The sequence below is a fragment of the Nonomuraea sp. NPDC052265 genome (assembly GCF_044547985.1).
Taxonomy (GTDB): Bacteria; Actinomycetota; Actinomycetes; order Streptosporangiales; family Streptosporangiaceae; genus Nonomuraea.
The window spans coordinates 1-17629 of record NZ_JBIUBJ010000019.1 but is presented as its reverse complement, the minus strand read 5'-3'; the positions used below and the strand labels follow the sequence as shown (position 1 = coordinate 17629).

18 protein-coding genes are annotated in these 17629 nt (G+C 71.0%); 5 read left to right on the top strand and 13 right to left on the bottom strand.

Annotated features, from left to right (window positions below; all coding sequences use genetic code 11):
• The gene (locus tag ACIHAD_RS37990; RefSeq protein ID WP_397359583.1) at window positions 1-810 is read left to right on the top strand and encodes an ABC transporter permease; all 810 of its coding nucleotides are present in this window, start codon (window positions 1-3) and stop codon (window positions 808-810) included.
• 2 nt (window positions 811-812) lie between these two features.
• Window positions 813-2561 (top strand): ABC transporter ATP-binding protein, encoded by a 1749-nt coding sequence (locus tag ACIHAD_RS37985; RefSeq protein WP_397359719.1) that lies wholly within the window; start codon window positions 813-815, stop codon window positions 2559-2561.
• A 12-nt stretch (window positions 2562-2573) separates the two neighbouring features.
• Here the strand turns inward: ACIHAD_RS37985 and ACIHAD_RS37980 are convergent, their stop codons facing one another.
• The 10 genes from ACIHAD_RS37980 to ACIHAD_RS37935 form a co-directional block, all read right to left on the bottom strand.
• Window positions 2574-3149 (bottom strand): helix-turn-helix domain-containing protein, encoded by a 576-nt coding sequence (locus ACIHAD_RS37980; protein ID WP_397359582.1) that lies wholly within the window; start codon window positions 3147-3149, stop codon window positions 2574-2576.
• A 35-nt stretch (window positions 3150-3184) separates the two neighbouring features.
• Window positions 3185-4030 carry an alpha/beta fold hydrolase gene (locus ACIHAD_RS37975; RefSeq protein ID WP_397359581.1) on the bottom strand — a complete coding sequence of 282 codons (846 nt, stop codon included), beginning with the start codon at window positions 4028-4030 and terminating at the stop codon, window positions 3185-3187.
• A 7-nt stretch (window positions 4031-4037) separates the two neighbouring features.
• Window positions 4038-4763: a GAF and ANTAR domain-containing protein gene (locus tag ACIHAD_RS37970; protein ID WP_397359580.1), complete on the bottom strand. Its 726-nt coding sequence runs from the start codon at window positions 4761-4763 to the stop codon at window positions 4038-4040.
• A 91-nt stretch (window positions 4764-4854) separates the two neighbouring features.
• Window positions 4855-5853: an adenosine deaminase gene (locus ACIHAD_RS37965; protein ID WP_397359579.1), complete on the bottom strand. Its 999-nt coding sequence runs from the start codon at window positions 5851-5853 to the stop codon at window positions 4855-4857.
• Between the two features lie 2 nt (window positions 5854-5855).
• Window positions 5856-7595, bottom strand: coding sequence for an adenine deaminase C-terminal domain-containing protein (locus tag ACIHAD_RS37960; RefSeq protein WP_397359578.1), 1740 nt, complete (start codon window positions 7593-7595; stop codon window positions 5856-5858).
• The gene (locus tag ACIHAD_RS37955) at window positions 7592-8941 is read right to left on the bottom strand and encodes a purine-cytosine permease family protein (protein WP_397359577.1); all 1350 of its coding nucleotides are present in this window, start codon (window positions 8939-8941) and stop codon (window positions 7592-7594) included. The genes ACIHAD_RS37960 and ACIHAD_RS37955 overlap by 4 nt, the downstream gene beginning before the upstream one ends.
• A gap of 107 nt (window positions 8942-9048) precedes the next feature.
• Window positions 9049-9924 (bottom strand): 1,4-dihydroxy-2-naphthoate polyprenyltransferase, encoded by an 876-nt coding sequence (locus ACIHAD_RS37950; RefSeq protein WP_397359576.1) that lies wholly within the window; start codon window positions 9922-9924, stop codon window positions 9049-9051.
• A 12-nt stretch (window positions 9925-9936) separates the two neighbouring features.
• Window positions 9937-10545, bottom strand: a complete 609-nt coding sequence (locus ACIHAD_RS37945) for a GNAT family N-acetyltransferase (protein WP_397359575.1) — start codon at window positions 10543-10545, stop codon at window positions 9937-9939.
• Between the two features lie 44 nt (window positions 10546-10589).
• Complete coding sequence (locus tag ACIHAD_RS37940; RefSeq protein ID WP_397359574.1) at window positions 10590-11096, bottom strand: CGNR zinc finger domain-containing protein; 507 nt, start codon at window positions 11094-11096, stop codon at window positions 10590-10592.
• 25 nt (window positions 11097-11121) lie between these two features.
• Window positions 11122-12525: a PLP-dependent aminotransferase family protein gene (locus ACIHAD_RS37935; RefSeq protein ID WP_397359573.1), complete on the bottom strand. Its 1404-nt coding sequence runs from the start codon at window positions 12523-12525 to the stop codon at window positions 11122-11124.
• Window positions 12526-12655: 130 nt separating this feature from the next.
• Between ACIHAD_RS37935 and ACIHAD_RS37930 the strand changes: the two genes are divergently transcribed.
• From ACIHAD_RS37930 to ACIHAD_RS37920, 3 genes are all read left to right on the top strand, one after another.
• Window positions 12656-13672, top strand: a complete 1017-nt coding sequence (locus tag ACIHAD_RS37930) for a DMT family transporter (RefSeq protein WP_397359572.1) — start codon at window positions 12656-12658, stop codon at window positions 13670-13672.
• A 94-nt stretch (window positions 13673-13766) separates the two neighbouring features.
• Entirely contained in the window at window positions 13767-14789 is a 1023-nt protein-coding gene (locus ACIHAD_RS37925) for a hypothetical protein (protein ID WP_397359571.1), read from the top strand.
• A gap of 9 nt (window positions 14790-14798) precedes the next feature.
• Window positions 14799-15197, top strand: coding sequence for an ASCH domain-containing protein (locus ACIHAD_RS37920; RefSeq protein WP_397359570.1), 399 nt, complete (start codon window positions 14799-14801; stop codon window positions 15195-15197).
• A 214-nt stretch (window positions 15198-15411) separates the two neighbouring features.
• On the opposite strand, the gene ACIHAD_RS37915 is transcribed toward ACIHAD_RS37920, so the two are convergent.
• The 3 genes from ACIHAD_RS37915 to ACIHAD_RS37905 all read right to left on the bottom strand — a co-directional run bounded on the left by ACIHAD_RS37915 (window position 15412) and on the right by ACIHAD_RS37905 (window position 17276).
• Window positions 15412-15732: a GntR family transcriptional regulator gene (locus tag ACIHAD_RS37915; protein WP_397359569.1), complete on the bottom strand. Its 321-nt coding sequence runs from the start codon at window positions 15730-15732 to the stop codon at window positions 15412-15414.
• Between the two features lie 42 nt (window positions 15733-15774).
• The gene (locus ACIHAD_RS37910; protein ID WP_397359568.1) at window positions 15775-16251 is read right to left on the bottom strand and encodes a GntR family transcriptional regulator; all 477 of its coding nucleotides are present in this window, start codon (window positions 16249-16251) and stop codon (window positions 15775-15777) included.
• 731 nt (window positions 16252-16982) lie between these two features.
• Window positions 16983-17276, bottom strand: a complete 294-nt coding sequence (locus ACIHAD_RS37905) for a hypothetical protein (protein ID WP_397359567.1) — start codon at window positions 17274-17276, stop codon at window positions 16983-16985.
• Between the last annotated feature and the right edge of the window lie 353 nt (window positions 17277-17629).

Here is a 17629-nt window from a genome sequence, read left to right as displayed (position 1 = left end):
GTGCTCCGCCGGTTCCCGCTCGCGGTGCCGCTGGCGCTGGCCGTGCTCGTGCTCGTCGTGGCCGCAGCCGCGTTCGCCCCCTGGCTGGTCCCCGGCGCCACCGCCCAGGACCTGATGACCGGCATCTCCATGCCGGGCCCCGGCCACCCGCTCGGCACCGACGACCTGGGCCGCGACGTGCTGAGCCTGCTGGTCGCGGGGGCGCGCACCGCCGTGCCCGGGGCGTTCGCCGTGGCGGCCGGTTCCATGCTGATCGGCAACCTGCTCGGCCTGGCCGCCGGGTACGTCGGCGGCTGGACCGACACCCTGGTCATGCGCTGGGCCGACCTGATGTTCTCGCTGCCCGCGCTGCTGGTCGCGATCGTCGTGGCGGGCGTGCTCGGCGGCGGTTACGGCCTGGCCGTCGCCGTGCTGGTCGTGCTGTTCGCGCCCACCGACACGCGGGTGGTGCGCGGCGCGGTCCTGGAGCAGCGGCACCGGCCCTACGTCGAGGCGGCCCTGCTCAAGAACCTGTCGTCCTGGCGGATCATGACCCGGCACATCTGGCCGAACATCGTCCCCGTCAGCCTGGCCTCGGCCTTCCTGAACTTCGCCTTCGCCCTGGTGTCGCTGTCGTCGTTGTCGTTCCTCGGGCTGGGCGTGCCCGCCGGCTCGCCCGACTGGGGGCGCACGCTGGCCGACAACCGCACCCAGCTCCTGGCCAACCCGTGGGCGGTCATCGCGCCCGGCCTGGCCGTGATCGTCACCGCCGCGGCGCTCAACCTGGTGGGCGACTGGCTGCACGAACGCTTCGAGCGGAGGGCGCGGTGACCATGCTGCGGGTGACGGACCTGACCGTACGGCAGCCGGACACCGGCCGTACGCTGCTGTCGCAGGTGTCCTTCGAGGTCGCGGCCGGTGAGTCGGTGGCGATCGTGGGCGAGTCCGGCTCGGGCAAGTCGCTGACCGTCCGGGCGCTGCTCGGACTGCTGCCCGCCGGGCTGGAGTCCGGCGGGCGGGTCGAGATCGACGGGCGGCGGGTCGACGACGACCCCGGAACCAGGCGGCGGCAGCGCGGCGGCACGGTGTCGCTGCTCATGCAGGACCCGTTCACGCTGCTCAACCCCCTGCGCAGGGCCGGGAAGCAGATCGCCGACGCCCTGCCCGAGGGCGCCGACCCCAGGACCGAGGTGCCGAGGCTGCTGGCCGAGGTGGGGCTGCCGGGCGAGGTGGCGGGCCGGTACCCGTTCCAGCTCTCCGGCGGCATGCGGCAGCGGGTGGGCCTGGCCTGCGCGCTGGCCGCCGCGCCGCGGATCCTGGTGGCCGACGAGCCGACCACCGCCCTCGACGCCACCACGCAGCGGGAGGTCCTCGCCCTCATCCGCCGCATCCAGCGCGAACGGGACATGACGTTCCTGCTCATCACCCACGACCTGCGGCTGGCGTTCTCGATGTGCGACCGGGTCGTGGTCATGTACGCGGGCCGGGTCATGGAGGTCGGGCGGGCCGCCGAGCTGCGGGAGCGGCAGCGGCATCCGTACACGCGGGCGCTGCTGGCCGCCGAGCCGCCCGCCGACCGGCGGCTGCCGGTCATCCCGTCCGTGCCGGGCTCGGTGCCGGCCCATGACACGGTGGCCGGGCGTTGCGGGTTCGCCGACCGGTGCGCGTACGCGGTGGAGGAGTGCCGCGCGGGCGTGCCCGCCCTGGTTCCCGTGCCGGGCGGGCAGGCGCGCCTGTCGGCCTGCGTACGGGCCGCCGCGCTGCCCGAGGCGCCGCCGCCCCCGCCGGGCGTGCCGTCGCCGCCGCGCACCGCCGCAGAGCCGCTGCTGGAGGTCGTGGGCCTGCGCAAGACGTACGCGGGCGGGTCGCGACCGGCCCTGGCGGGCGTGGACCTGACCGTGGCGCCGGGCGAGGTGGTGGCCGTCGTCGGCGAGTCCGGGTCGGGCAAGACCACGCTGGCCCGCTGCGTCACCGGCCTGGAACGCCCCGACGCGGGCGTCATCACTCTTGACGGGCTCGACTGCTCCGATTACCCCCGCATGTCCCGTCAGGCCGTGCGCCGGGCCCGCCGGACGACGCAGATGATCTTCCAGGACCCGTACTCGACGCTCAACCCCGCGCGTACCGTCGGGGCGACGCTCAAGGAGGCGCTCGCCGCCGAGGGACGCCCCACGGACGTCGGCGCGCTGCTGCGCCTGGTCGGCCTCGACCCCGCCCTCGCCCGCAAGCGCCCGGCCGGCCTGTCGGGCGGCGAGCGGCAGCGCGTGGCCATCGCGCGGGCCGTGGCCGGCGAGCCCCGCCTGCTGGTCTGCGACGAGCCCGTCTCCGCCCTGGACGTCTCCGTGCAGGCACAGGTGCTCACCCTGCTCGCCGGGCTCAGGGAACGCCTCGGCATGGGCCTGCTGTTCATCACCCACGACCTGGCCGTGGTCCGCCAGCTCGCCGACCGCCTGTACGTGCTGCGCGCCGGGGAGTGCGTCGAGACCGGCGACGTGGACCGGGTGCTGGACGCCCCCGCGCACCCCTACACCCGCGAGCTGCTGGCCAGCGTGCCCGACGGAAGCAGCCGCTGGCCCGGCTGAGCGCCCCCCGGCCTAGTCGTAGGAGATCAGCGTGAGCACCCGGCAGCCGTGCTCGCCGGTCGCGTAGACGTGGTCGACCTCGGCCCCGAACCGGACCGCGTCACCCTCGCCCAGCCGCACCGACCACGTGTCGCTCTCGACCGTCACCTCGCCGGACACCACGTAGGCGTGCTCCACGGACCCGTGCCCGTGGGCGCTCCTGGCGCTGCGCGTCATCGGCGGCAGATCGCCCTCGGCCAGCTCGAACCGCCGCCGGTCGGGCGTGGCGAACAGGCTGCGCACGGTCGTGTCGCCCACGGTCACCGGCATGCCCTCGCCCCTGCGCAGCACCTCGGGCTCGGCCAGGTGCGTACGGGTCAGCTCGGCGAACGTGAGCTCCAGCGCCGCCGCCAGCCGCGTCAGCACCTCGATCGTCGGGTTGGCCACCCCGCGCTCGATCTGCGAGATGAGCGCCTTGCTCACCCCGGTCAGCTCGGCCAGCTCGCGGACGCTGAACCCGCGGGCCAGCCGCGTGCCGCGCAGGTTGCCGGCCAGCGCGCCGCGCACCCCGGCGGCCTGCCCGTTGGTCACCGCGAGTTCCTGCCGCACGTGGTGAGTCCTTCCTGTCCCGACGTCCACCCCCATCATGCCCTGCGCGTCAGGCCGCCTCGTCCAGGAAGCCCGTCCAGGAAGGCCGACACCGCGGAGACGAACGCGCCCGGGTCGTCCACCCACGGGAAGTGCCCGGCGCCGGGCATCGTCACCAGCCCGGCGTCGCGGAACAGGCCGGCGAAGGGCCGCGCGTACAGGCGGCAGGGGTGGGCGTCCAGGTCGCCGGTCAGCAGCAGCACCGGCGCGTCCAGCGTGGCCAGCCCGGCCCTGACCTCCTCGGGCGTCACCGGGGACGGCGCGTAGAAGCCGTCGGCCGCGGCCTCGGCGCACTCGTCCTCGGCCCCGGCCGCGTGCGCCGCGGCCCGTTCGGTCCAGGGGCCGTAGAAGAAGCGGTGGCGCTCCACGCCCTCGTCCGCCCGGAACGCGGCCAGGGCGGCGGAGTACCACGGCTCGTCCCTCCGCAGCTCCACGCCGGCCTGCCAGTCCTGCTCCGTCGGCGCGAAGCCCACGGCGACCGGCGAGGGCGCGACCAGGCACAGGGACCTCAGGCGGGCCGGGTGCAGACCGGCGTAGCGGACGGCCACGTTCGCGGACGCCGAGTGCGCCAGCAGGTCCATGCGTGCCAGCCCCAGATGCTCCCGCAGCGCTTCGACGTCCTCGGCCAGCCGGTCCCACCGGTACGTCCCGGGATCCGCCGGGATCGCCGAGTCGCCGCTGCCCCGGCCGTCCAGCAGGATCAGCCGCCGGGGCAGCCCGCCGAGGTCACCCATGTAACGGGAGGCGCGGGCGGGGCCGCCGGGCAGGCACACCAGCGGCTCGCCCGTCCCGTTCACGTGGTAGGCCAGCTTGGTCCCGTCGTGCGCGAGAAAGGAGGGCATGCAGTGATTATGCCGGGTGTCCCCGATCGCCGGGCGGCGGCGGATCCTCGAACCGGGGCCGCTGCGGCGGGCCGCCGCTCACCGACCGGACGATCGTCGCCGCGACGTGGTGCACCTTGAGGTTGCGGTCCTGGGACACGTTGCGCAGGATCTCGAACGCCTGGCGCGCGGTGCAGCGGCGCTGCGCCATGACGATCCCGAGGGCCTGGTCGATGACCGGGCGCGTGCCGAGCGCCTCCTTGAGCTGCGCCGCCACCTCCCGCGTGCGGGCCGCGTCGATCGCCACGTCGAACAGCTCGCCGACCAGCGCGGCGCTCACCTCGGCCGCGACGTGCGTCTGCGCGGCGAAGCCGGCCACGCCGGCCGAGTAGAGGTTCAGCGTGCCCAGCAGCCGCCCCTGCGAGATCAGCGGCTCGGCGTGCAGGCTGCGGACCCCGTGCGGCCCCGGGGAGAAGGAGCCCCAGCGGGCCTCGTCCGCCGCGAGGCCGGCCGCCGTGACCGGCCGGCCGCTCTCGATCGCGTCGAAGCTCGGCCCCCGCCCGGCCGCCGACTGCAGGCCGTCGAGCACTCTGGCCCGGGCATGCGCCCACGCCGCCGAGCGGATGCCCCGCTCGGTGCACAACGTCACGCTGACCAGCGGAGAGTCGGGCATCGCACGGGCGGCGACGACGACGCTCCGCGCCAGTGCCCGTTCGAACTCGTCGATTCCGGCCGGAACAGCGGTCCTGTTCAACAAATCCCTCGCGCTCGGCTGCGGCCCACGCCTGCGACCAGTCAGCCTGCCCCTCCAGCGGGGTTCTAAGCCCGCCCGCCGGGGGAATTCCTCAGGAGAGGTAGGCGTCGACCTCGGCCAGGTAGGCGTCCTTCAGGTGGCGCGGCAGCCAGGTGATCTCGAAGGCGTTGCGTTCGAGCTGGGCCAGCTCCTCCCGGGTGAGCTGCAGCTCCTCCTGAAGCGCCACGAGGTTCTCGCTCACGTACCCGTTGAAGTACGCCGGGTCGTCGGAGTTGACCGTCACCCGTACGCCGAGCTCCATGAGCTTGCGGATGCCCTCGGACTTCATGGAGTCGGTGACGTACCCGTTGGAGATCGGGCAGCAGGTCAGGCCGATGCCGCGGGCCAGCACCAGGTCGACCAGCCGCTGGTCCTCCAGGATGTTGACGCCGTGGTCGACGCGGTCGACGCCGATCTCCTCGATCGCCTGGCGGATGTGCTCGATCGAGTTGTCCTGGTCGACGTCGCAGTGCATGGTCAGCAGGTAGCCCTCCTGCCGGGCCCGCTCGTACACGGCGGCGAACTTGGCCGGCGGGTTGCCCTTCTCGTCGGAGTCCAGGCCGATGCCGGCGATCCACTCCTTGTACGGCAGCGACTCCAGCAGCGTCGCCATCGCGTACTCGGCCTGGAAGTCGCGCAGGAAGCACATGATGAGCTGGGCCCGCACCCCGAGTTGCCGGTCGGCGTCGATCAGCGCCCGCCGCAGCCCGCGGATCACCACGTCGAACGGCACCCCGCGCGAGGTGTGCGCCTGCGGGTCGAAGAAGATCTCGGCGTAGCGCACGTTCTGCTCGGCGGCCTTGCGCAGGTAGGCCATGGCCAGGTCGTAGAAGTCGGGCTCGGTGCGCAGCACCTGCATGCCCTCGTAGTAGACCGTGAGGAAGGACGGCAGGTCGTCGAAGGAGTAGGCGGCCCGCATCTCCTCGACCGAGGCGTAGGGCAGCGCGAGGCCGTTCCGGCGGGCCAGGTCGAACTTGAGCTCCGGCTCCAGCGTGCCCTCGATGTGCAGGTGCAGCTCGCACTTGGGCAGCCCGGCGATGAAGTCCTTCATGATCAAACCTCCGTGAGGATGGGGTCGACGACCTCGAGCCGTACGCAGTCGATCAGCCCGAGGTCGGTGACGGCGTAGTCGGGGATCGCGGTGATCGACAGGAAGAACAGGTACATGAGCGGCGCCGGCAGCGTGCAGCCCAGCTCGCGGGCCAGGTCGTCCAGCCGCTCCTCCAGCACCGCCATCTCGGCGGCGGGCAGGTCGGAGACGATGCCGCCGACCGGCAGCGGCAGCAGCGCCCGCACCTCGCCGTCCACCACCACGGCCTGGCCGCCGCCCTGCTCGGCGACGGTGTTGACGGCCAGCGCCATGTCCTGGCGGGAGGCGCCCACGCAGATGATGTTGTTGTCGTCGGGGGCCGCGCTGGTGGCGATCGCGCCGGCCCGCAGGCCCATGCCGCTGACCATGGCGACCGGCTTGTTGCCGGTCTTGCCGTAGCGCTCGACGACCGTGACGAGCAGCGCGTCCTGCTCCACGGACGGCTCCACGACGCCGTTGACGACCGGCAGCCGCACGTCACGCCTCCTGCGGACGAAGACCTGCTCGGTGAACCCGAGGGTCAGCACGGTCGCCCGGTCGCCCTCGGCGCGCAGCACCAGGTCGTCGGCGGTGACCGGGCCGATCGGGAACGGCCGCACCGGGCCGCGCTCGGGGGCGGGCGTCGGCGTGACCATCCGGCCGTCCCTGGCGGCGGGCACGCCGTTCGCGATCACCTCGCGGACCCGGAAGTCCTCCAGCGAGTCCACGATCAGCACGTCCGCGAACCGGCCGGGGGACAGGCTGCCCACCAGGTGGTCGATGCGGTACATCTCCGCGCAGTTCACCGTGGCCATCTGGATCGCCGTCACGGGGTCGACCCCCGCCGCGACCGCCATCCGGACGAGCTTGTCCATGTGGCCGCCCGCCAGCACGTCGGCGGCGTGCACGTCGTCGGTGCAGAACGCCAGCCTGCGGGAGCCGGCCAGGGCCACGGCCTTGATGTTCTCGTCGAGGAAGTGGGCGACGGACGACTCACGGATGATGCCGTACATGCCGCGGCGCAGCTTCTCCAGCATCTCCTCGTGCGAGTACGACTCGTGGTCCAGCCGCACCCCGGCCGCCGCCAGCCCGCTGATCCGGCGCGGGTCGGACAGCGGCGCGCAGCCGAACACCGGCAGCCGCCGCTCCCGCGCCAGGTCGAGGGCCTCCATGACGGCGGGGTCGGAGTGTTCCACCATCTCCTGGACGGTCTCCCAGATCCCCACACATTCCGGCCATTCGTGGGCGACCCTATGCTCGGCCGGACCGAACGGATGCCCGACGGTCGACTCCGGCACGGTGTAGGGCGCCTTGGCGGGTGCACCCCACCAGATTCGCATGCCGGTCGCCGCCGACTCGTCCAGGAAACGCCGTACGCCCGGCAGTCCCTCGGCCACGAGGATCTGGTCCAGCCCGGACACCACGCTCGTCGTGCCGAACGGCACCACCAGGTCGGCGAAGCTGGTGACCGACAGCTTGCTGCACTCGATGTGCAGGTGCCCGTCGATCAGGCCGGGGACCAGGTAGCCGCCCCGGGCGTCGATGACCTCGGTGTCCGGGCCGCGCTCCAGCACCGGTTCGACGGCGGCGATCCGGCCGCCCACGATGCCGATCTCGGCCGGGTAGAGCTCGCCGGTCAGCACGTTGACGAGCGTGCCGTTCGTGATGATCGTGTCCGCGGGCCGCCGCCCGTACGCCACGTCCAGCAGGTCGCGGTCCATCATGCCTCCACAGTCCGTACGGCGGGCCGCGGCACGAGCAGCGCGTACGCCGCGCCCGCCACCAGGAAGCCCGCGAAGATGCTGAAGTCGCTGCCGCCCGTCGCCTCCGACAGCGGCCCGACGAAGACGGCCGAGTTGATCCACAGAGCCGCCGCCACCATGCCCAGGACCTGCGCGATGATCGCCGGCCACCGGACCTGGCCGGGCGCGTGCTCGTCGAACAGCGCCTCGGCGTCGTAGCGTCCCTTCCTGCGCAGCCAGTCGGTGAGGTAGACCCCGGCCCAGGGCGCCAGCCAGATGATCAGCAGCGCGAGGAAGTTGTTGAGCATGGTGTTGAAGTTGTTCGAGGTCACCGCCACGAACGTGATGATCACGCAGAGCACGAGGTCGCCCACGACCGCCACCCAGCGCTTGACCTTGATCCCGGCCGCCTGAAGATTCAGCCCCGAGGAGTACAGGTCGGTGGTGTTGACCGCGAACAGCGACACGATCGCCAGCAGCAGGTACGGCACCACGAACCACTGCGGCAGCGCGCTCGGCAGCCCCGAGATCGGGTCGGTGTTGTCCTTGACCACGGTCGCCACGGCCGCGCCGAGCACCATCAGCAGCACGTACGGGACGAACCCGCCGAGGGCCGCGTAGCCGAAGACCGCCTTCTTGGAGGAGTTCGCCGGCAGGTAGCGGGAGTAGTCGCCGCCCAGCGGCCCCCAGGACAGGCCGCCCGCCGACATGATCATCGCGATCGCCATCGTGAACGTGGCGAAGTCCGCCGACCCGCCGCCGCCACCGAGCTGCACCTTGGGCGCGATCAGGATCGCCATCAGGCCGAACAGCACGACGAACACCCAGGTGAAGTACTTCTGCGCCTTCATCACCGCGGCGTGCCCGATCAGCGGCAGCACGAGCTGGATCGCCGCCGCCACCAGGATGACCACGATCTTGAGCCCGAGCCCCTGGTCGCTCACCCCCGCCTGCTCCAGCAGCGACAGCGCCGCGAACGTGATGAGCACCATGCCGCCGGCCTCGAAGCCCACCATGTTCAGCCAGCCGAAGAAGCTGAGCGCACGGGCGCCCTTGGGGCCGTAGGCGGCCCTGGAGACCGCCATGGTGGAGGTGCCGGTGGCCGGACCCTGGAGGCTGGTCAGGCCGACCAGCGGGAACGACAGCAGGTTGCCGATGACGATCGCCACGACCGCCTGCGTGAAGCTGAGCTGGAACGCCGCCACGATCGTGATGCCGTAGACGAGGGTGAAGATGCCCATCGTCGTCCCGGACCAGAGGAAAAGCAGGTCACGCGGGCGGCCGTACCTTTCGCCGGCCGAGACCAGTTCGATCCCGCGTTGTTCCATGGCCCCTCCTGAGGGTCGCTGGTGTGTGCGCACACAGTGAACCGTAGGGGGATGACCTGGTGATTTATCCAGACATACGAGCGTGCCGGGAGTCAGTTGTGCCCTGGCTACAAAGTGATCGCCAAGCCGACCGCGAACAGCAGGCCGTACGCCATCTGGAGCTTGCCCGTCTGCTGCAGGACCGCGATCAGCGCAGGCCCGACGGCCCTGCCCAGGACGGTCCTGATCGGCGTGACCGCGAGCGGCGCGGCCAGCGCCGCGAGTGCCGCCCACGGCGTGACCGCGATCATCGCCAGCGCCACCACGAACGGCACCACCTGGCACACCACGTACAGCGCCCGGGTGCGCTCGGCGCCCAGCACCACGGCCAGGGTGCGCTTGCCCGACGTGCCGTCCGTCTGGACGTCGCGCAGGTTGTTGACCACCAGCATCGAGCACGACAGCAGCCCCACCGGGATCGAGGCGAGGAAGGCCGTCCAGCTCAGCTGCTCGGTCTGCACGTACGCCGTGCCCATGACCGGGACCACGCCGAAGAACACGAAGACGGCCAGCTCGCCGAGACCGCGGTAGCCGTACGGGCGCTTGCCGCCGGTGTAGAACCAGCCCGCGGCGATGCACGCGACCCCCACCAGCAGGATCCACCACGCCCGCGTCACGACCACCAGCACGAGCCCGAGCACCGCCGCGAGCGCGAAGCTGCCCAGCGCCGCCGTCAGGACCTGCCGGGGCGTGGCCGCCCGCGAGCCCACGAGCCGCATCGGGCCGACGCGCTGGTCGTCGGTGCCGCGGATGCCGTCGCTGTAGTCGTTGGCGTAGTTGACGCCGATCTGCAGCGACAACGCCACGAGCAGCGCCAGGACCGCGCGCCACCAGACGAGTCCGCCGTCGCCGATCGCCACGCCCGTGCCGACCATGACGGGGACTACGGCGTTGGGAAGGGTGCGCGGGCGCGCGCCCGCGATCCACTGACCGGGGGTAGCCATGCTGTCGAACCTCTAGCTGATATCCGTGGTGAGCCTGACCATGCGGATCGGACGGCCCATGTCGAGGACGCGTTCGGCCATGTCCTCGCCCCAGCCGGCCGACTCCAGGAAGCCGAGCACCGCGTAGTTGTCGGCGAACACCCAGGTGACGATCTGGCGGAAGCCGTCCTCACGCAGGTAGTCGACGGTGGCGTTGAGCAGGCGGCTGCCGTGGCCGCGGCGGACGAAGTCGGGATCGACCAGCAGCGTCAGCATCTCGGCGACCCTGCCGGGATCCAGGTCGGGGTCCTCGGCCGGGGCGTGCGAGGCCAGCCCCACCACGCGCTCGCCGCCGCGCGGGGTCGTCAGCGCCGCGCTGCCGCCCGCGCCCAACGCGGGGAAGCCCTCGGTGTCGAGGATGGTCTCCACCGCGACCAGCACCCGGTGCATGGGGCTGGGCGGGGCGACGATCGCCTCGTCCCACTGGCGCAGCCACATCTTCTCGGCCGCCGGCCCCGTCATCTGCTCGAGTGGGCCTTCCGGGAGGAACTCCCGATATCCGTAGCGCCAGGCGCGGACCTGAGTATTCGCAACCTGGAGAACATCCTCGCGCCGGGCCGCCCGGACGCCTACGTCTGCCATCTCGGCCCGCTCCTTCGCCTGCCGTTCGTGCCACAAGGCACGAGTTACACCGTATCGGTGTTTGAGCCTTGGAGACGACGCGAACCCCGCTTCCTCGCCCGGTAAGCGCGTGTCTTGGTGCGGTTACCGCATACCCGCATCGAACACCATGAGCGCGAACGATTCCTCGACGTGTCGATGAACGCCCGCTGACATGTTCCCTCCGCGCACACCTTGAGCCGATCCCAGGAGCCGCCGACCGACGCGGCGGCGATCGCGGCCAGCCCCGCCCGCACCCCTTCGCCCGCCGGGACGAGCTCCGGCCGCCCGGCGCCCGCCACCACCAGCAGGGGAAGGGCGGGCAGGCCGGACGGTTCGCGCCTGAGCGCGGCCCGCAGGCCCTCACACAGGGCCAGGGCGGTGCCAAGATCGTCGTCGCCGGCACGGTCGCCAGGGCCGGCCAGGCCGCGCTCGCGCAGCCACAGCGCCACCTCGGCGGGGGAGGACAGCTCGTCCGCGTCGGCGTCGTAGGTGTTCACGAAGTCGCGTACGAGCTCCGCGGAGAACGGCATGCCCGACACCCTACCGGGCATCCGATCATGGGACCTGTGCGTCCAGCGCCCGTCCGAGCCTTCGCACCCCCTCGGTCAGGACCGTCAGGTTGGCGGCGGCCATGTGCGTCACCCTGATCCGCGGGCCCGGCGGCTCCGACGGGTAGTACATGCGTCCAGGGCTCACCAGCGTCCCGTGCCGTCTGGCCGCCTCGACCAGCGCGTTCTCGTCCACCTCCGGGGGCAGCCGCAGCCACAGGTGCAGGCCGCCGATCGGCATCAGGTGCACCTCCGCCCCGAGGACGTGGGCCGCCAGCGCCGCCGCGAGCGCGTCCCGCCTGGCCACGATCTCGGCGTGAACCGTGTTCAGATGCCTGCCCCAGGCCGACGAACCCACGAACTCCAGCGCCGTCTCCTGCAACGGCCGCGCCACGAAGAACGACTCGACGAGCTGGCTGGCCCGCAGCCGGTGCGCGGCCGGCCCGCGGGCCACCACCGCCGCCACCCGCAGGCTGGGGGAGGCGATCTTGGTCAGCGAGCCCACGTTGACGACGGTGCCGTGCGCGTCCATGGAGGCCAGTGACGGGGGAGCGGCGGGGGTCAGGTAACGGGCGTAGTCGTCCTCGATCACGAACGCCCCCGCAGCCCTGGCCACCTCCAGCACCTGCGCGCGCCGGTCCGGGGGCAACGTCGCGCCCGTGGGGTTGTGCAGCGTGGGCTGGCAGAAGAACACCCGCGCGCCGGTGACGGCGAACGCCTCGGCCAGCAGGTCCGGCCGCACGCCGTCGCGGTCCATCGGCACGGCCGTGGCCCGCAGCCCGGCCGCCTTGGCCGCCGCCAGGGCTCCCGGGTAGGTGGGCGTCTCGACCAGCACCGGCGTACCGGGGGCCGCCAGTGCCCTGAACGCGTGCGTCAGCGCCGCCTGGCCGCCGCTGACGATCAGCGCGTCCGCCGCCGTCACGTCGCCCCCGGCCTGCCGGGCGAACCAGCCGCGCAGCTCGTGCAGGCCGTTGACCGGCGGCACGGCCCAGACGTCCGGACGGCGTACCGCCCGCGCCGCCGCCGCCGCGAGTTGCCTGTCCGGCCTGAGCCCCGGGTTCAGGTAGCCGCCGGTCAGCGGCACCACCTCCTCGGGCGGCTGGGCGAGCAGCGCCGCCACCGGCCCGTCGTCGACCACCCGGTCGCCGAGGGCGACCGTCTGCCAGGACAGGTCCACGGGGTCCTGGCCGCGGACGGCCTGGCGCGGCGCCACGAACGCGCCACTGCCCGGACGCGACACCACCCGCCCTTCGGCGGCGAGCTGCCCGATGGCGCGCGAGACCGTCACGGGGCTGACGTTGTGCCGCCGCATGATCTCCCGACTGGACGGAAGCCGCGCACCGGGCCCCAGACGTGCGGCCTCTTCCCGCAATATCGCAGCAATCTGGGCGATACTGCTATCATGATTCATGAAGGACAAGGATAGCGCTATCACCCCTCCCTCAGTAGCACTTCCACCCCCCACCCAACCTCCCCCCACCCCCTCCAAGGGCTCCACCCCCACCACCCCCGAGGGGCCCGTCCCCTCCCCTCCCAGCACCATGAGCGAGACCGCCACCCCACCCGCCACCTTGGAGGGGCCCGGCAGCTCCGAGGGGCCCAGCGATTCGCCCGCCACCCCCAAGGGGACCAGCACCTCGACCAGGGCCGGTGGTCTTCGCGGTGCCCCCTCAAGAACTGGTGGGGCCGCCGCGCGCGCCCGGCAAGGGACGATCCTGGCCTTCCTCGGCGTCCTGGCCTTCTCCGGCAGCTTCCCCGGCACCGTCTACGCGATGCGAGGCCTCGACCCGTGGCTGGTCGCCATCGGCCGCGCCGCCGTGGCCGGCGTCATCGCCCTGATCTGCCTCAAAGCCGCCCGCCTCCCCCTCCTGCCACCCCGCCCCCACTGGCCCGCGTACGCCGTGATCTCCCTGGGCGTCGTCTTCGGCTTCCCGGTTTTCAGCAGCCTCGCCCTCGACCTGGGCGCCAGCACCTCCCACGCCGCCGTCGTCATCGCCCTGCTCCCCGCCGCCACCGCCGCCACCGCCGTCGTACGGGCAGGCGAACGCCCCCGCCCCCTGTTCTGGGCCGCCTGCGCCGCCGGCGCCGCCGCGATCATCGCCTTCACCCTCACCCGAGGCCAGGACGGCGCCGCCTGGCCCGACCTGCTCCTGCTCGGCGCCCTCCTGTCAGCCGCGCTCGGCTACACCGAAGGCGGCCGCCTGACCAGGACGACCCCCGGCTGGCAGGTGATCAGCCGCGCCCTCGTCCTCTCCCTCCCGCTGACCGCAGTGATCACCGCGATCCTGACCGTCACCACCCCCGTGACACCGACCGCCCCCGCCCTCGCCGGCTTCGCCTACGTGGCCCTGATCTCGATGTTCCTCGGCTTCATCCCCTGGTACGCCGGTCTGGCCAGAGGCGGCATCGCCAGAGCCGGCCAGACCCAGCTGGCCCAGCCGCTGCTGACCCTCGTCTGGGCCTGGGTCCTGATGGGCGAGCGTTTCGGCCCGGCCACCGTGGCCGCCGCGCTCGCCGTCCTGGCCTGTGTCGCCGTCACGCAGCGCACCCGCGCCTAGGACGAACCTGGAGAGGCAACGTACGCACCGGGCCGCGGCGATGCTTGCATGGCGTAACGCCCCCACGCAGGATGGGAGCGGAGGTGTCACAACCATGGCGGACCTCACGATCCCGGAGGGCGGATTCTGGCCCGCGCCGGAGATCCCGCAGCCCAACATCTACCCGATGGAATGGCGCGTGGAGACGGAGAAACTCGCGGCCATCTACGAGAAGTCCAAGCGCAAACTCTGGAACCCGGCCGACCTCCCCTGGGACGGCCTGAACCCGGAGGACTTCACCCGCGAACAGCGCCTGGGCATCATGTACTGGTTCGCCGTCCTCGCCAATTTCGACGCCTCGGGCCCGGCCGTCTTCGCCCGCGCCACCATCCAGGCCTTCGAGAAACACGAGGAGGACCCGGTCAGGAAGTGTTTCTTCTCCATCACCCGCGACGAGATGAACCACGAGGAGTGCTGCCAGCGCACCATCGCCCGGCTGTGGCCCGGCGGCCCGCTCGACTGGACCCCCGAAGACGACCTGGAAAAGGCCGCCCACAACAACATCGGCTGGCTCTACCACAACGGCGGACGCTACTGGACCGGCTACACCAGCGCCGTCGGGAGATACTCGCTCCCGGTCCTGTTCACGAGTTTCATGATGGGCGAGATGGCCGCGTCCACGCTGTTCAGAGGCATGGCCACGGGCACCCGGCATCCGGTCTTCGGCGAGATGTTCCAGCGCATCGGCCTCGACGAGTCCCGCCATCTGCAAATCTGCATGACCATTCTGGAGAACGAATGGCCGGGCCTGACCGACGAGACGCGCGGCCTCATCACCCGTCAGCTCCGAGCCGGTTTCGTCTTTCTCTCCATGATTCTCTGGGAGCCGCCGGAAGGTTTCTGGGAACTGCCTCCGTACTTCCTCGACAACCACCGCGTCCTCATGGACCACGCCAGGGAAGCGGGGCTGGGCGTGCTCTCGTACGAGGAGCAGAAGGAGAACTGGCGCGTGGCCATGGCGAAGGTCCGCGCGATCGTCGAACGGTGGGGCATTGCCTTCCCGGCCATTCCCGAACTGGACCTGGAAGGCGTCGAGGTGAACTTCATCGACCCGGAGGAGATCATCCCCGTCTTCTAGGATGCGCATATGTGGCCCCGCATCGACGGACGCGGAGTCCTCGCCCTCGGCACGCCCGGCAAAGTGCGTACCCTGCTGACCGACCTGACCCTCTCGGGCGCGAAGACCGCCACCGCCGGCCTGCTGCCCCTCGACTACGAGGCGGAGGGTGAGGAGGTCGAACACGTCGGCGAACACCTGATCCTCGTGAACGACGCCGGCGAGAAGGCCGCCACCATCGAGATCACCTCAGTGGCGCTGGTGCCCTTCGCCGAGGTGCCGTGGGAGTTCGCCGAGGCGGAAGGCGAAGGGTTCACCTCGATCCGGCACTGGCGGGAAGTCCATCACCGCTACTGGTCATCCTTGGGCCACGAGGTGAACGACACCTCCACGATCGTCTGCCTCCACTACCACGTCCTGCCCTCATGACCCCCACCGCACAGCACCCTCAAGCCGCCCTCGCCCCACCCCCAGCCCCACCCCCAGCCCCACACCCCCGAGCTACCGCCTTTCCGCTCCCGCCCTGCACCGGTCCCGCCTCTCATTCCCAGCCCCGCCCCAGGCTCGCCGTGCATCAAGCCCCGCCTCAGCCTCGCTGTGCACCGGCCCTGTCCCGGCGCCGCCCTGCACTTCCGCGCTGCCGTCACTCTCGTGTCGGCACCTCCGGCGACACCGGCCCAACCCGGCTCTCACGATCCCCACCGCCGCCCCCGCTGGCCCCCGAACCACCGCCCCCGCCCCCGACGACGAACGTCCCCTTCCCCTTGACCGTGTGCACAAGCTGCCGCCTCCGCAACTCCCGCACCACGTTCCTGACGGTGGACCGCGCCACGTCGAACTCGGCCTCCATGGCCAGCTCGCTCATCACCGCCTCGCCGGCCCGTAGTTCACCCCGCAGAATCTGACCCTGGATCATCTCGGCAATCTGCACATAGATCGGCACAGGCCCGTCTCGGTCGAGCATGCTCACACCTTAGACGTCTGGATACAAGCAGATGAGCAAACCTCAATCTTGGGGCCACGACTCTTCGGGCGACACGTAACTCCCACGCTGCGGCACGGTGTAGATCCACCCCTGCTCCCGCAACAACGCCATGGCCCGCCGCACCGTCTCCCGCGCCACGTCGTACTGCTGCACCAACGCCGTCTCACCCGGAATCGGCCGCTTGGGCTGGAACTGCCCCGCCTTGATCTGGTCAGCCACATCCGACGCGATCTGCCGATAGAGCGGCTCTTTCCGCTGCTTACGCGGCGCTTCGTCAGGTACGCCGACGAACGTCCCCTCGCCCTGGACCGTGTAGATGAGCCCTTCCTCGCGCAACACGTGGATGGCCCGACGGGCTGTCGTCCGCGCAACCCCGAACTCGCTCTGAATGTCGGCCTCGCTCGGCACGGGATGCCCGGACGCGAGCCCTTCGACCCGCCGCCGAAGGATCTCCGCGATCTGCACGTAGATATGAGTGTCGCCGTCGTAGTCCAGCACATCGGCAAGATAGACGAACCTGTACGAGCCCGCCCATATCCTCCTGCCCAATAAGGCAGAGTCCTCTTTCCAGACGGACGAGCGGATACAACCAGACGTATGCTCGGAACATGGCCGAACTCCCCACGCACTACGAAGACTGCTTCGGCATCCACCTCCCCGACCCCAATCCACACTGCATATGTATCCGCTGGTATCCCGTGCGCGCAGCCCGCGAACGCGTCCGGGTTCAGGCCTACACCTGCGCCTGCCTGCCCACGTCCTACGAGCTCTGCCAAGTCGGAGGCCAATACTTCATCCGCCGAACCTGCCGAACCCGCCGCGGCGTCTACGTGGACGAGAGCCTCCGAGGCTCCGCAACCAGGGTCTCTCTGCTGTGGAGGAGCTTCCTGGCCTGCGACTCCACCTCCATGCAGGAAGGCGTTGTATCGGCTCTGCAATCACCGCCGGCCCCGCACCCGACTCCTCGGAAGCCGCTTCAGGTCAGCTGCCTCGTTCCACGGTGACTCCATCTGGCCGCTGATCAAGCGCCACGCACCTGATCCCACCGATGAAGGTTCGCGGGTCAGTCTTCTCTCAAAGCTGGCCTGTCCTGCATCGTCACCGCTGGTCGCTGGCTTCCGTTCGTATGATGGGCAGATCTCTGCATGGCGCCAGGAACCTCTCGAGGTACCAGCCCAGATCGACGAACTCCGGCATGCGGGCGATAGTGCGGTAATCCAGCAGGGGAATCAGAGAGACCGACGTTCTTTCTCTTCGTGGAACAGCACGTTCGCGCGAGTTTTCCCGTCGGGCACCCTGGCGGTTATGCCTACCGCCTCCCCGGCCTCATAGCAGGTGCGCATGGCGCGCTTCGCCCTGGCCAAGCCGCCCTGTGGCATGTGCTTCCAGTCGTAGTCGGTCATGTACCAGATGACATCTTCTTCGCGGAGCAGTTCCCAGCCCGCCCGGGTGAGCCGATCGAGGATATCCACAAAGTCGATGTCGTGTTCGAACTCTAGGCTGATGGCTACGTCGCGGCTCATATCTCTTCGTTCCGGATTAACGGAAGGGGACGCTCCGGATGAGCGATTCTGCGGCGGATCGCTGAGTCTTCCAGCTGGATGGCGCAAGGCAGTAGCTGGTTGGCGTTGGGGTGAATCGGCGCTGAGGCCTCGCCAACCTGATTGTGTAGGTCATCACGGGTCCGCCAGGAGCGGGTTGGCGTGAGAAGAGGCTCCCGATGAGGCAGTAGTAGCGAAGATCCGATGCCCCAACCTGGAGCTTCTTTGCTGTCTTATCGTGGTTGCGTCCACGGAAGTGGTGTACGAGTTTGACCTGGTCAACAGGTGTGGCGCCGTGAAATGAGTACGGCCATCGCGTGATCCTTCGTAGCAAC

Excerpts from the sequence above, each read along its gene's own strand:
- ACIHAD_RS37985 (WP_397359719.1), top strand. The coding sequence starts at position 813 with ATGCTGCGGGTGACGGACCTGACCGTACGGCAGCCGGACACCGGCCGT.
- ACIHAD_RS37975 (WP_397359581.1), bottom strand. The coding sequence starts at position 4,030 with ATGCCCTCCTTTCTCGCGCACGACGGGACCAAGCTGGCCTACCACGTG.
- ACIHAD_RS37965 (WP_397359579.1), bottom strand. The coding sequence starts at position 5,853 with ATGAAGGACTTCATCGCCGGGCTGCCCAAGTGCGAGCTGCACCTGCAC.
- ACIHAD_RS37960 (WP_397359578.1), bottom strand. The coding sequence starts at position 7,595 with ATGATGGACCGCGACCTGCTGGACGTGGCGTACGGGCGGCGGCCCGCG.
- ACIHAD_RS37955 (WP_397359577.1), bottom strand. The coding sequence starts at position 8,941 with ATGGAACAACGCGGGATCGAACTGGTCTCGGCCGGCGAAAGGTACGGC.
- ACIHAD_RS37950 (WP_397359576.1), bottom strand. The coding sequence starts at position 9,924 with ATGGCTACCCCCGGTCAGTGGATCGCGGGCGCGCGCCCGCGCACCCTT.
- ACIHAD_RS37945 (WP_397359575.1), bottom strand. The coding sequence starts at position 10,545 with ATGGCAGACGTAGGCGTCCGGGCGGCCCGGCGCGAGGATGTTCTCCAG.
- ACIHAD_RS37940 (WP_397359574.1), bottom strand. The coding sequence starts at position 11,096 with ATGCCGTTCTCCGCGGAGCTCGTACGCGACTTCGTGAACACCTACGAC.
- ACIHAD_RS37935 (WP_397359573.1), bottom strand. The coding sequence starts at position 12,525 with ATGAATCATGATAGCAGTATCGCCCAGATTGCTGCGATATTGCGGGAA.
- ACIHAD_RS37930 (WP_397359572.1), top strand. The coding sequence starts at position 12,656 with ATGAGCGAGACCGCCACCCCACCCGCCACCTTGGAGGGGCCCGGCAGC.
- ACIHAD_RS37925 (WP_397359571.1), top strand. The coding sequence starts at position 13,767 with ATGGCGGACCTCACGATCCCGGAGGGCGGATTCTGGCCCGCGCCGGAG.
- ACIHAD_RS37920 (WP_397359570.1), top strand. The coding sequence starts at position 14,799 with ATGTGGCCCCGCATCGACGGACGCGGAGTCCTCGCCCTCGGCACGCCC.
- ACIHAD_RS37915 (WP_397359569.1), bottom strand. The coding sequence starts at position 15,732 with ATGCTCGACCGAGACGGGCCTGTGCCGATCTATGTGCAGATTGCCGAG.
- ACIHAD_RS37905 (WP_397359567.1), bottom strand. The coding sequence starts at position 17,276 with ATGAGCCGCGACGTAGCCATCAGCCTAGAGTTCGAACACGACATCGAC.